The sequence below is a fragment of the Paenibacillus cymbidii genome (assembly GCF_004764705.1).
GTDB lineage: Bacteria > Bacillota > Bacilli > Paenibacillales > NBRC-103111 > Paenibacillus_AN > Paenibacillus_AN cymbidii.
Genome location: NZ_SHLX01000017.1, coordinates 36,444 through 48,632 on the forward strand (window position 1 = coordinate 36,444; position 12,189 = coordinate 48,632).

At 55.3% G+C, this 12,189-nt stretch carries 15 protein-coding genes; 11 read left to right on the forward strand and 4 right to left on the reverse strand.

Annotated elements, in window-relative coordinates; all coding sequences use genetic code 11:
• Positions 1-10: 10 nt before the first annotated feature.
• Complete coding sequence (gene hflC, locus EXY20_RS22275; RefSeq protein WP_135554323.1) at positions 11-877, reverse strand: protease modulator HflC; 867 nt, start codon at positions 875-877, stop codon at positions 11-13.
• Entirely contained in the window at positions 874-1,890 is a 1,017-nt protein-coding gene (hflK, locus tag EXY20_RS22280) for an FtsH protease activity modulator HflK (RefSeq protein ID WP_235886146.1), read from the reverse strand. Before hflK ends, hflC begins: the two co-directional genes overlap by 4 nt.
• A gap of 182 nt (positions 1,891-2,072) precedes the next feature.
• On the opposite strand from hflK, the gene EXY20_RS22285 reads away from it, so the two are divergent.
• The 10 genes from EXY20_RS22285 (at position 2,073) to EXY20_RS22330 (ending at position 9,199) form a co-directional block, all read left to right on the forward strand.
• A complete protein-coding gene (locus EXY20_RS22285) occupies positions 2,073-2,528 on the forward strand; it encodes a hypothetical protein (protein WP_135554324.1) in 456 nt (151 codons plus the stop codon).
• Positions 2,521-3,006: a hypothetical protein gene (locus EXY20_RS22290; RefSeq protein WP_135554325.1), complete on the forward strand. Its 486-nt coding sequence runs from the start codon at positions 2,521-2,523 to the stop codon at positions 3,004-3,006. Before EXY20_RS22285 ends, EXY20_RS22290 begins: the two co-directional genes overlap by 8 nt.
• Positions 3,006-4,298, forward strand: a complete 1,293-nt coding sequence (locus EXY20_RS22295; protein WP_135554326.1) for a glutathionylspermidine synthase family protein — start codon at positions 3,006-3,008, stop codon at positions 4,296-4,298. Before EXY20_RS22290 ends, EXY20_RS22295 begins: the two co-directional genes overlap by 1 nt.
• A gap of 49 nt (positions 4,299-4,347) precedes the next feature.
• Entirely contained in the window at positions 4,348-4,785 is a 438-nt protein-coding gene (locus EXY20_RS22300; protein WP_135554327.1) for a DUF350 domain-containing protein, read from the forward strand.
• 66 nt (positions 4,786-4,851) lie between these two features.
• Positions 4,852-5,691 (forward strand): sulfurtransferase, encoded by an 840-nt coding sequence (locus EXY20_RS22305; protein ID WP_135554328.1) that lies wholly within the window; start codon positions 4,852-4,854, stop codon positions 5,689-5,691.
• 244 nt (positions 5,692-5,935) lie between these two features.
• Complete coding sequence (locus EXY20_RS22310) at positions 5,936-6,418, forward strand: MarR family winged helix-turn-helix transcriptional regulator (RefSeq protein WP_135554329.1); 483 nt, start codon at positions 5,936-5,938, stop codon at positions 6,416-6,418.
• Positions 6,419-6,472: 54 nt separating this feature from the next.
• Positions 6,473-7,234 carry an SDR family NAD(P)-dependent oxidoreductase gene (locus EXY20_RS22315; RefSeq protein WP_135554330.1) on the forward strand — a complete coding sequence of 254 codons (762 nt, stop codon included), beginning with the start codon at positions 6,473-6,475 and terminating at the stop codon, positions 7,232-7,234.
• Between the two features lie 158 nt (positions 7,235-7,392).
• Complete coding sequence (locus tag EXY20_RS22320; protein WP_135554331.1) at positions 7,393-7,836, forward strand: RNA polymerase sigma factor; 444 nt, start codon at positions 7,393-7,395, stop codon at positions 7,834-7,836.
• Between the two features lie 441 nt (positions 7,837-8,277).
• Positions 8,278-8,439, forward strand: a complete 162-nt coding sequence (locus tag EXY20_RS22325) for a VOC family protein (RefSeq protein WP_135554332.1) — start codon at positions 8,278-8,280, stop codon at positions 8,437-8,439.
• A gap of 307 nt (positions 8,440-8,746) precedes the next feature.
• Entirely contained in the window at positions 8,747-9,199 is a 453-nt protein-coding gene (locus tag EXY20_RS22330) for a helix-turn-helix domain-containing protein (protein ID WP_135554333.1), read from the forward strand.
• A gap of 219 nt (positions 9,200-9,418) precedes the next feature.
• Here EXY20_RS22330 and EXY20_RS22335 read toward each other — a convergent pair whose 3' ends face one another.
• Positions 9,419-10,138 (reverse strand): YebC/PmpR family DNA-binding transcriptional regulator, encoded by a 720-nt coding sequence (locus tag EXY20_RS22335; protein WP_135554334.1) that lies wholly within the window; start codon positions 10,136-10,138, stop codon positions 9,419-9,421.
• Positions 10,139-10,302: 164 nt separating this feature from the next.
• On the reverse strand, positions 10,303-11,169 hold the full coding sequence (gene ant(6) / locus EXY20_RS22340) for an aminoglycoside 6-adenylyltransferase (RefSeq protein ID WP_135554335.1): 867 nt from the start codon (positions 11,167-11,169) through the stop codon (positions 10,303-10,305).
• A 168-nt stretch (positions 11,170-11,337) separates the two neighbouring features.
• On the opposite strand from ant(6), the gene EXY20_RS22345 reads away from it, so the two are divergent.
• Positions 11,338-12,075 carry a GntR family transcriptional regulator gene (locus EXY20_RS22345; protein WP_167859429.1) on the forward strand — a complete coding sequence of 246 codons (738 nt, stop codon included), beginning with the start codon at positions 11,338-11,340 and terminating at the stop codon, positions 12,073-12,075.
• Positions 12,076-12,189 lie beyond the last annotated feature (114 nt).

The following is a 12,189-nucleotide window of genomic DNA, read 5'->3' on the forward strand; positions in this document are numbered from 1 at the left end:
ACGGAAAAAGTTACTTCGAGCCAACCAGCAGTTTCGCGTAAGGGGAGTCGATCGGCAGCATGATCACCGGTTCTCCCTGGAAGCTGGTCAGGTAGCTCTCCAGCGTGCGATACATATTGTAAAACTCCGGATCCTTGCCGTAAGCTTCGTTATAAATACGGGCGGCTTCCTGCTCGCCGGTGGCGACAATTTTTTTCGCGTCGGATTCGGCTTGAGCTTTCAGCTCCTGAGCGTCGCGGTCGGCTTTGGCCGTAATTTTGCGCGATTCCTCGTCGCCTTCGGACAAATAGCTGGCCGCAATCGACTGGCGGTCGGAAATCATCCGGTTGTACACGCTCTGTTTGTTTTCTTCCGGCAAGTCGGTGCGCTTGATGCGCACGTCGACGATCCGGATGCCGAAGTTGCTGTCCGCCATGGCGGTCGCCACCTCTTTGGCCACTTCCTCGTTCAGGTTGCCGCGCGCGGTATTTTCGCTGATGATTTCGGCGTAGTCGGTTTCCGACAGCTTGCGTCGCACCACGTTGTAGACGGCGGCGTCGATGCGGCTTTCTCCGTAGGCGACGGTTTTCAGCGTGCGGAGGAATTTCTCGGGATCTTCGATCCGCCACACGGTGTAATTGTCGACGAGTATCGGTTTCTTGTCCTTGGTCAAAATCGGCGTCGGCGCGCTGTCGTACAGTTTCTGGTATTTGGGCAGGGCGGCGACTTTTTCGACGAACGGGATTTTCGGATGCAGCCCCGGCGACTGGTGAATGCGGGTAAACTCCCCGAACCGGGTGACGACCCGGTACTCCCCTTCCCTGGAGATGAAGAACGAATTGGCGGCGACAATGACGGCTACGATCGCAAGTCCGGTATAGAGCGGCCATTTTTTCACGGCGTTGTTCCTCCTTTCGGCGCGCCTGCGGCCTGCGAGCTGCGCATCAAATCGGTGAGCGGCAAATATTTCACCGTATCGCCGGAGCTGTCGCTAATGAAAATTTTCGCTTTCGGGAACACCTTTTCAATCGTTTCCAGCACCAGCCGGCTTTGCGTGACGCTCGGGTTGTTGCGGTACTCCGCGTAAATTGCGTTGAATTTTGCCACGTCGCCTTCGGCGCCGAGAATGCGGGATTTTTTGACCGCTTCGGCATTTTCGATCAGCGCCTGCGCTTCGCCGCGGGCTTTCGGGATCCGGTCGTTCTCGTACTTGCGGGCGTTGTTGATCTTCGTGTTCTTCTCCTCGCGGGCGTTGGTGACGTCCTTGAACGCTTGCTGCACTTCGCCTTCCGGCGGTTCGATGTCCTGGAACTTGATGTCCTGGATGAAGATGCCCGTTTCGTACTTCCGGTTCAGCTCGTCGAGCTTCTCCTTGACCTTGAGCTGCACCTCCGTTTTGCCGTCGGTGATCGCGGTGTCGAGCTTGGTGGCGCCGATCACGGAGCGGATGGCGGCGATGGCGGCGTTCTGCAGGAACACTTCCGGCTTGTCGATGTTGTACAAATACTGACCGACGTTGTCGACCCGCCATTCGACGACGGCGTCGGCGGAGACGATGTTTTCGTCGCCGGTGATCATCAGCGCTTCTTCCGGTACGGAGCGGATTTTGCCGTTTTCTTCCTCGCGGTAGCCGATGTGGATGCGCTGGGTCATGAGCGCCGGCACTTTGACGATCTGCTGGATCGGGTACGGAAATTTGACGTGGAGCCCGGCTGTTTGTTCGCCGGTCAGCTTGCCGAACGTAAGAACGGCGGCCCGCTCCTGCTCCTGCACGGTATAAAACATCGTCGATCCATAAAGGATGACCACAACCGCCGCGGCGCCGATCACTATTTTTTTCAGCAGTCCCTTGGGCAACTGCGGCGCGCCTGGCGGCCGGTCCGGCACCGCACGAATGTCTGATTCTGACACGAGAGCATTCCTCCCATTCGTTTGTATTGCCACTACATACGATGCAAACGGCAAGGCGTTTCGGCAATGGGCGTCCGGGCAGGAGCTGCGCCAGCCTGCGGCGAATTTGTAAAGGGAAGGAAACGTATCGGCGGCAACCGCGTATAACGGTGCAGACTCGATCGCTCAGGGAGGTGCGGCCATTGGCCCGATTGGAATACCGGCTGCTGGACGAAGAAGCGGAATATCCCGTCTTGTACGAATACGACCGCGTTGACAAGAAAGAAATCGCGCTGCGGTTCGCTTGCGAATATTTTGTCAAGGACAAACGCGTGTACGCGCTCGCTTCTTGTGCGACGGAGCCGGATGTGTATGTGATTTACGTGACGGAAGCAGACGATGAAAAAGCGGGCGTCGAAGCGAGAGGAACGTCCCACTGGAACGGGGTGCGGCTGGAAATTCGCCAGTTCGGCGAGGAATGGATGGAATATCCCTTGCTTCATACGCGGGATTATGCCGATCTTTATGACGTCCTGCTGTACTTGCAAAGCGATTATGTGACGATTGGCGACAAGGAATGGGTACGCTCGTCGACGGAAGTGGACGAAGACCGCAAGCTTTACGTGCTGTATGTGAAGGAGGACGAAGAAATTGAATGAGGACGGCCGGGAGAAGGACGTTCCGCGCGCGGCGGCGCCGGTGGAAACGGCGGCGGGCAGCGGCAAGACGAAGCTGCTGGTGACGATGTTTCTGTCCGCGGCGCTGGCGGTCGGCTCGGCCGGGTGCGCAACCGGCAAGAGCGTCGGCTCGAACGGCGAGCGCTGCTACGACAACAACAAGGACGGCTATTGCGACGATGACGGCAGTTATGTCGGCGGCTACTACGGCTCGAGCGGCGGCAATTATATGTACTACCGCGGCTCGCGTCCGGCCGGGGGCGGCAGCACAAACGGCGTCGCTAGCAGCGGCGGAGTGAGCCAGGCGAATCCGCCGGGGAGCAGCTCCGGCGGCGTAAGCAAGCCGTCGACGAGCGAGTCGAGCGGGTCGTTCAACAGCAAGTCGGGCGTCAGCTCGAACGGCGTGTCGTCGGGCTCCAAAGGCGGCATCGGCAGCTCGAGCGGGTCGAGCAGCAGCTGATGGCCGGCGACAAGCAAGGCGCGAACGCCGGGGGCGCCGTAGATGCCGGTTATGCCGCCCATCGGGAGCGCATTTACGGGCCGCTGCGGGCGGAAGGCGAGTTTACGTGGGACTTTATGTACGGCGAGGAGTATGCGCTCGCTTCGATCTACGAAGCGCCGGAGGAGCTGCTGCGCGAGCTGGCGGAAGCGACCGAACGGCTCGGCGGCGTTTTTCGCCGGGCGGTCGATGTGCTGCAAGGCAGCGCCGGCGACGAGCTGCTGCTGGCGCTTGGGGTGCCGGAAGCGGCGCTCGGCGCGGTGCGCCTGCGGGTGCCGGGGCTGGAGATGTGGCCGACGGTTGTCGGCCGGTTCGATTTTGCCGCGACGGCGGAGGGCGTGAAGATGCTCGAGTTCAACAGCGACACGCCGACGGGCATTGTCGAGGCGTACCTGGTGAACGGCCGCGTCTGCGCCGCTTGCGGACGACGCGACCCGAACGCCGGCATGGCCGCGCATATTGCGGCTGCCTTCGGGACGGCGGCTCGCGCCTATGCGGCGGCAGGCGGCCCGATCGGCAGCGTGCGGTTCAGCGCGCTCGGCTGGCACGACGAGGACGCGCAGACCGCGCGGTATCTGATGCGGCAATCCGGGCTCGCCGGGGCGTCGTTCGTCGCGCTGGAAGATTTGCGCGTGTACGAGGAGCGTTTGCATGAGCTGAAGGACGGCGTACATACGCCGATTGACCTGCTGTACCGGCTGCACGCGATCGAGAAGCTGGCCGAAGACAAGGACGAGGATGGCTACCCGACCGGCGCGCATGTGCTGGAACTGATCGCCCAATGCAGGGTTGCGATCATCAACCCGCCGTCGGCGTTTCTCGCCCAGTCGAAGGCGCTGCAGGCGGTGATCTGGGGGATGCACGAGGCGGGAGATTTCTTCACGGCAGAGGAGCATGAAGCGATTCGACGCTATATGCTCCCGACGTATTTGGAGAATCGGTTCGAAGGGCGCGTGCCTTATGTGACGAAGCCGATTCTCGGCCGCGAAGGCGGCGGGGTGACGCTGTATCGCGCAGATGGGCAGGAGCTGGCGCGGGATGCCGAGGAATTTTACTGGGAGCAGCCAATGGTGTATCAGCAGTTGGTCGAGCTGCCGCCGGTGCGGGTGGAGAAGTTGACCGGGCCGTACGAAGGGCGGCTGCTGTGGGGCTCGTTCCTGATGGGCGGGCGTGCTTCGGCCGTCGTCGCGCGTGTCGGCGGGCCGATTACCGGCAACCTGTCGTGTTATTTGCCGGTAGCGGTGCGGGAGTAGCTTGTTTTGACAAGGTTCATATGTGGTTGTAGAGGAGAGATCCGGCGCGATGAGCGAGCAATGGACGCATATTGGCGATTTTCTGATTTATTTGGGCGTGACGGTGCCGTTGCTGCTGTTCGGGCTGTTCGTCTTTATGGTGACGACGCCGTACAACGAGTACCGAATGATTCGCGAAGGCTCGGATGTGAACGATCCGCGCAAGCAGGCGATCGCCAAATCGGCGGCCCACGACCTCGGCGGCAAAATCATCGGCCTCGCGTTGGTGCTCGCCTCCGCGATTTATCATTCGGTCGGCATCATGGATTTGATCGTGTGGGGCGTGATCGGCGCGATTTTCCAAGTAATCGTGTTCTACTTGTTCGAGCTGGCGACGCCGTTCAGCGTCGTCAAGGAAATCCGCGGCGGCAACGTCGGCGTGGCCTTGTTCGCTTCGCGGCTGAGCATGGCGACCGGCCTGCTGATGGCGGCGCTGATCAGCTACTGAGCCGTTTCGGTACCTTTTTGGACAAGGGCCGTGGTATAATGGGGAAAAAAGGCAGGAGATGATCGCATGGAAACGATCGTCAGCATGGAGTGGGTTCGGCAGCGGTTGGGGAATGCGGACGTTGTGGTCGTCGATTGCCGGTTTATCCTCGGGAATCCGGATGCGGGACGGGAAGCTTACGCGGCCGGTCATTTGCCCGGCGCGGTTTATATCGACCTGGAGCAGGATATGTCCGGGCCGGTGACGGAGCATGGCGGGCGCCATCCGCTGCCGGATCTCGGCACGTTTACGCTGAAGCTGTGGAAGGCGGGCGTGGCGGATACGTCAACCGTGATCGCCTATGACGATCAGGGCGGGGCGATGGCGTCGCGCTTCTGGTGGATGATGCATTTTCTCGGGCATGACCAGACGGTCGTGATGGACGGCGGCTTCACGAAGTGGAACGAAGCGGGCTTGCCCGTTACGGACGTCGTGCCGCAGCCGGCGCAGCGGTCGTTTAAGCCGCATGTGCGCAGCCGGCTGCTCGTCAGCATGGACGAAGTGAAGGAGCGGCTCGGCCGGCCGGGCACGGTGCTGATCGACTCGCGGGAAGCGCCGCGTTACCGGGGCGAGGCGGAGCCGATCGATCGCGTGGCGGGGCACATTCCGGGCGCGGTCAACGCGTTCTGGAAGGATCGCCTTGGCGCGGACGGCTTGTGGCAGCCGGCCGCGGCGCAGCGCGAGCAGTTGGCGCCGCTGGTGGACGGCGCGGACGAAATCATCGTCTACTGCGGCTCCGGCGTCACGGCTTGCCCGAACGTGCTGGCGCTGAAGATGGCCGGCTACGACGATGTGAAGCTGTATGGCGGCAGCTGGAGCGATTGGATTTCGTATGAGGGGAACCCGGTGGCGACGGGGGAAGAGTAAGAGCTTAGAGGCCGTTTCGGACGCGGGTTTGGGGGCTGTGGCAGGTTGCCGGAAGGCGGGCTGTTGCGGCCCTTTTTGGCGTCTTGTTCCGGTTCAGCAGGTGGATCAGTTGCAGGAGACCCGAGCGACAACAATTAGTTGACCATCCGCTTTCACTGCCATATACTTAGGTTACCAATTTAATTGTTAGCCGAATAATTCGGAAAGCTATGTGTTTTCGGAAATAATGGAAGGAGTGAAGGAATTGTCGAATGAACAGAAGGAAATTGCAAGGCAGTTAATGGAAGCGTACTTTCAATCGCAAGTCAGCGGAAACATGATGCAGAATCGCGCGGTGTACAATCAGAAGCCGGGCGAGATCATGGTTCTCTATTTCATCAGCATGAATGTCAAGGATGACGGTCCGGGATTGATGGTTTCGGAAATAAGCGGAAAACTTAATGTTACTTCGCCAACGATAACGCAGCATATCAACAGTCTGGAGGCACAGGAGCTTGTCGAGCGTCATGCCGATTCTGCCGATCGGCGAGTAGTCAGAATCCGGCTTACGGATAAAGGTAAAACATATATACAACGTATTAATGAGGCCCGACTTACGATGTTTGTTGATCTCGTCAATCATCTTGGAGAGGATGAAAGCCGGCTCTTTGCCGAGATGATGAGAAAAGCCTCGGATTATATGCGCAAGCAACAGGAATTTTACATCCGGAGTTTCTTTGTGGAGTAGCTCAATTGAAGGAATCGAAACAAAGCAATGGATTATAATTCAGGAGGAACGAATATGAAATACACAGTAATTACGGGGGCCAGCTCGGGAATCGGGTATGCGGCGGCTCTTGCTTTTGCGGCCCGTGGGAAAAACTTGATCCTGGCCGCTCGCAGGACGGAAGAATTGGAACAATTACAATCTAAGGTGGCTGATCTTAACCCGGACCTGGATGTTGTCATTCGAACGGTTGACTTGTCCGTTACCGCTAATGTTTACGCATTTTACGAGAGTCTTGAGGCTTATCCGATCGAAACCTGGATCAATAATGCGGGCTCCGGAAGCTTTGCTTCCGTTGGGGAACAAAATTTAAATAAAGTTACGACGATGCTTCACTTGAATATCGACGCTTTAACCGTTCTGACTTCTCTTTATGTTCGTGATTATGCTGATGTTGAAGGGACGCAAATCATCAATGTTTCTTCGGGAGGAGGATACCAGATGGTCGGCAATTCCGTAGCCTACTGCGCGACAAAGTTCTATGCAAGTGCCTTTACGGAAGGTGTTGCGCAAGAATTGAAAGAAAGAGGAGCCGCATTGCGAGCAAAAGTCTTGGCTCCTGCCGCAACTGCGACTGAATTCATTAAACGCGCTTTGGATTTGGAAGTGTTTCATTACGAGGGAGTAGTTCCCAAATTTCATACTGCAAAAGAAATGGCGGGATTTATGCTGGAGCTTTATGATAGCGAAAAAGTTGTTGGCATCGTGAATGGAAATACGTATGACTTCGAATTAAAAGATCCGATTTATCCCTATGTGGGGAGGGCAAGAAGCTAGATAGAATGAATCATTGAATTTCCAAAATCAGAGGGTTCCTCGTTCAACAAGCTGCAGAATTACCAAACTCATCCCGTCTTCTGCTCGAACAGACAAGGAACGCAGGCCAAAGCTGGAGAAGTACAACATATCCAGAATGATAGCCGGGGAGCTGCAATATGGGAGATCGCGTCGAGTCGTTGGATGAAATTCTTCAAAAATACCAAAATGAACTCACTCGATATTGCAAATTAATCGCAGGTTCGAGCTGGGATGCTGAAGATCTGTTTCAAATTACACTGACGAAGATTTATCAATCGATTCGAAAGAAAAATGGTTTGACTGTTTCCAAAGCTTATTTATTTCGCGTTGCGACAAATGCCTGGATCGATATTTGCAGAAAACAAAAAATACCGTGGGAACAGTTGGACGATCGTTATCAAGCGAATATGGTACCCAATCCCGCGGCGGTCCGGGAATCAATGGAAGAACTGGTCGATAAGCTGACCCCGCAACAGGCATGCATCGTACTGTTGATTGATATTTTTCTGTTTACTCCCATGGAAGCCGCGGAAATGGTGCGTTTGACCGAAAAAGCCGTGCATCGGCTCCAATCCATTTAAAAAAACTGATCGATCTGTTTATTTCTGCCTTTCACTCGTTTGATGCCGATCTCATTTGTCGAGCATACTTATCGCTCCAAAATGCGGGTTATACGGTCGTTGCGGTTACGGATCAAGATGTGCTTTACTTTCGTTGTCAAGATCCGGAAGGGAATGTGCTCCATATTTATGCAGACACGGTGCTTGGATCGAATGCGCAAAAATAAACATGATGCCGGCTGATCCGGCCCGATTTGAAAGAGAATCGATCATCAATTTCACCGCGCCTGATATACAGGGGGCTCATCAAACTCTCAAGCTCCACGGTGCACCGGTAGAAGAAATCCAGACTTGCCGGGATGGTATGGTCGCCTTTGTCACCGTTCGAACAACGGGATGAAATATCGGAGGTATTGTTAAGATTCGTACCCATGCTCCACTAATAAGGAGGAATTGAGCAAGATGACCAACAACCAATGCCCCGATCTCTCCCATATCGGAATTGTCATGCGGCATGTCGAAAACATGGATGCCATTCGAAACTTTTATACACAGGTATTGGGGATGCGGGTAATGTGGCAGGATCCCAAAACGGGTTCAACGGGTTTGCAAGCAGGAGTTTAATTTCGAATCGCCCGATGTCTATGCTGCCCATCGAATGATGAACAATAGCGGTATTGCAGCAGGCGAGATTCGATGCTTTGATGATGGTTCGGCGTTATTTCATTTTCAGGACCCGGATGGTTATACGCTTATGATCTGGGGATGCAATCAGGTGAAATTGGAGTAGCGAAGGGAATATTCGATACACGGCAAGGGATCGTGACGGCAACCGGAGGTTGCGGGGACTCTGCAACTACAGCGGTCTTTACTTTTCGCACGGGGTCAACTAATAATGACGTATACATTCCTGAGAGGTTGTTGCTTAGCTATGATTTTTGGAGAGAAGTTAAAGACGGAAAGGAAGAAGAAGGAGTGGTCGCAAGAGGATTTGGCGGCGAAGCTGTTTGTCAGTCGACAGTCTGTTTCGAAATGGGAGAATGGCCAGAACTATCCGAGCATTGAAGTCATCATTAACATTAGCGACCTCTTTGGCGTAACGATTGATGAATTGTTGAGAAGCGATGAGGAGCTGACCAAAAAAGTGATAAGCGATAGTAAGAAGCTGGCCTATCCAAGACTAAAAGTACTATTCGATGTTTTGTTTCTGGTCGGTGTTGCTTTGCTTGTGATAAAACTGGGCGTCCTCCTGTTGAACAAAGTAACTCCATGGGATATTGCCTTGTTCGGCGGGAAGTTTCTGTGGAATTTTGGATCGTTAATTCTGATGGTCGGCGCAGGAATCGGTTCCGGTATCCTCAAGGAAAAATATAAACAAGACTAATCGACCAACAATAATAAGCCATGTTTTATTGGCTATTCCGTCAAAAATGGAGGGCAGAAACGAAATAGCCAGTGAAATCGCTGGCTATTTCGCGGTAAAGCCCGATTATGGGGCCATTTCGTCAGAATAGCCAGTGATTTCACTGGATATTTGTGGCGAGTGGAGCGAAAACAGGCGAATAAGCCATTTTTTATGGGCTATTTCGGACTGCGCTGCCGATCAATCTTCGAACTCGACGTTGTGGTACACTTGCTGCACATCTTCGAGGTCTTCCAGGACGTCGATCAGCTTCTCGAATTGGGGCTGCGCATCGGCCGGCAGCGTAACGTAAGTCTGCGGCAGCATGACGATTTCCGCTGTCGTAAATTCGGTAATACCCGCGTCGCGGAACACTTCCTGCACGAGATGGAACTGATCCGGCTCCGCATAGACGATCACTTCCTCGTCTTCCTCGACGATGTCGCGTATGCCGGCATCCGCCGCGAGCAGCAGCTCCATTACTTCGTCGGTCGACTTGCCTTCGATGCCGAACACGGCGGTCGAGTCGAACATATAGGCGACCGAACCGTTAACCCCCATGTTGCCGCCGTTCTTGTTGAACGCGGAACGAACGTCGGAGGCGGTGCGGTTGACGTTGTTGGTCAGCGCGTCGATGATAACCATCGAGCCGTTCGGCCCGAAGCCTTCGTAACGAAGCTCGACGTAGGTTTCGTCGCCGCTTCCTTTCGCTTTCTCCAGCGCGCGATCGATGATCGCTTTTGGCACGTTGTACGTTTTGGCCCGTTCGAGAACTACCTTCAAAGCCCGGTTCGATTCCGGATCAGGCTCTCCCTTTTTGGCCGCTACGTAGATCTCAACGCCGAATTTGGCGTAGACGCGGCTTGTGTTGGCGTCTTTCGAAGCTTTCTTTTCCTTGATATTGTTCCATTTGCGTCCCATGACACGATTCCTTTCCCTTGTGCAGATTCCTGTCGAACAGGCTCTCCTTATACTCTAACCAAGATTCGGGCAGAAGAAAAGGGCACACCGGGTCTGGTGCGGATAAACTCATGATTTAGCGGGAAATCGGATTTATGAGCCGGCGCCGCGGCGAAGCGATAATCCTACGGCTCCGCCCGCGGCATTTGCGCATAAATCGATTCGGTATACCGGGTGATCGCTTCATCGTATGCCGGGTACCGGTAGCCGAGATTGGCCGCCACCGCTTTCGCGTATTTTCGAAACAGCGCAAAACAAGCGAACAAAGACTGCCACATCGCCGGATAGCCGTTCATGCCGTAGGTGGACAATAACGTCGCCCAATCCTCCGCTGGAAGGTAGCGGTCGATGAATTTGTAGTTTTTGCCTACGCTGAAGGTGTATCCGCGTTCCGATCCGATGTGCCACGCCATCATGCGGAGCAGGTTGGGCCGGGCAATGTCGTGCAGATGGTCTGCCGCGAACAGGATTTCTTGTCTCGCCAATCCTTTGGCGACGTACGTGGACACCATCCAAAATTCATTGCAGCAATCGTCGAAGGCTCCCGCAGTCGGCTGCTGAATCCAGTACTGCCGGTCGCTCGCGCGCACCTCATGACGGACGAGGCCGTCTTTATCCAGCAGAAGCTCCGCCAACCCGTCGCTTTTGTCCCAGTACACCTCGACTTCATTTATTGGAATCAGCGTCAGGTCCAATTTGCGGCCGTCTTCGAAGAGCATGAGATAGGAGAACCAATTGCCCAGCTCGGGCGGGAACAGCTCCATCGCTTCCGGTTTCTGCACCATCAGGCGTTTGCCGAAACGATCCAGCCACCGATCATTCGCTTTGAAAGCTTCCAGATCCGTCACAAAATAAGCGATATCGAAATCCTGAAAGGAATCCGGGACGATGTTGGCGTTCGTGCGCGATCCTTCCAGCGTAACCAGCCGGATGCGTTCGTCTTCCCTGGCAAAATCAATTACGAGTTTCATCATTTCCTGTTCGGTTCGCAACGGTTGTGTCCTCCATATAGCCACTGGCCTGTTTGGTCCATTATACGAAAAGAAGCCGGGAAACGTCTCGCATGGAGTCGTTTCCCGTTTTCATTCCGCCGTGCGATTGACAAATGAAAGCCGGATTTCAATAATGGATAGCAAAGGTTCATGGAGAGGAATATCGCGATGACACTCGGTTTGGACAAAAACAACCCGTCTCCGCTCTACGTTCAGGCGCGCGATTGGATCAAAAGCCGGATTGCGGCCGGAGAGTGGCAGGAAAACGGCAAGCTGCCGAACGAAGACGAGCTGGCCGTCACGCTGGGCATAAGCCGCGGCACGCTGAAACAGGCGATCCGGAAGCTGATCGAGGAAGCGGTGCTCGTGCAAATCCAGGGCAAAGGCACGTTCGTGGTCGGCAAGCCGCTCGAACAGCCGCTTGCCGAGCGGCTCGTTTCGGTTGCCGAGGCGCTTGAGGAAGATCACAGGCGCTTCACCACGCGGCTGCTGCGAATCGAAACGACCGAAGCGGGCGAATACGCCGGCTTGCTGAATCTCGAGCCGAACGCGCCCGTTTATGCGCTGCAACGGCTGCGGTATGTGGACAATACGCCCGCCGTGTATATGGAGAACTATTTGCCGGTGGCGTTGTTCCCCGATCTGGACAAGCAAAATTTCGCGGAGACGACGTTATTTCGGATCATCGAAGCTCACTATGGCCGCAAGATCGATTGGGGCAAACGTTCGTTTGAGGCCAAAGCGACAGGGGCCGCGATCGCGGACAAGCTCGGCGTCAAAAAAGGCACTCCCGTTACGTTTCTCGAGCAAACGACGTATACGGCCGGGAACGAGCCGCTGGAATATTCGCAAGTCTGGATTCGCAACGACTGCATCAAACTTACGTCCATTTTGAAACGGTATTGACGATAGAAGATGGCCGGTTGACCCTACATGGACACCCCCAAAAGCTGCGAACGATCGACGGCAACGTCAGCGTTCCGGCTTCTTTTTTTTGCCTGCCGATGCGTTTGATTGACG